Source organism: Oleiphilus sp. HI0123, assembly GCF_001635315.1.
Window position 1 is genome coordinate 1 of record NZ_LWGE01000673.1, and the last position, 711, is coordinate 711.

The 711-nt window shown below is 46.0% G+C and carries 1 protein-coding gene; it reads left to right on the forward strand.

Annotated features, from left to right (window positions below):
* A partial coding sequence (locus tag A3761_RS06100; protein ID WP_197472879.1) for a (2Fe-2S)-binding protein occupies window positions 1–711 on the forward strand: 711 nt, incomplete at both ends.

The window sequence follows — 711 nt, forward strand, 5'->3', positions numbered from 1 at the left end:
CTACAGTAACGAAAACTCAGAGATCTATAAGCGAATCATCGTATCTGAAGACGGCAATACACTGTTAGGTGCAGTACTAGTTGGCGACTGTTCAGATTACGACACACTTCTTCAATACTACCTGAACGGTATCGAGCTTCCCGAAAACCCTGAAGGAATGATTCTACCGAATGTTGAAGGGGGTGGTCCTGCGCTAGGTGCTTCAGCACTACCAATGGAAGCAACAATCTGTTCATGCCTAAACGTTAGTAAAGGCGACATTATTAACGCTCTTGATTCCGGTTGTTGCAGCGTAGGTGATGTAAAAGGTGAAACCAAAGCAGCTAGCGGTTGTGGCGGTTGCGCAGCACTTCTTAAGGATGTTGTTGATACTGAGCTTGAAGCGCGCGGCGTTACGGTTGATAAAAGCATTTGTGAACACTTCCCTCATACGCGTGAAGAGCTATATCACTTAATTCGTGTCGGTAGTATCAAGTCATTTGGCGAACTGGTAGAAAAACACGGTACCGGCCTTGGTTGTGATATTTGTAAGCCTGCGGTAGCAAATATGCTTGCAGCTAGCTGGAATGATTACATTCTAGAAGAGCAACATACAGGCCTGCAGGATACCAACGATACCTTTCTTGCAAACATGCAAAAAGATGGCACCTATTCAGTTGTCCCACGTGTACCAGGTGGTGAGATTACGCCTGAGCAACTGATCGCTATCGG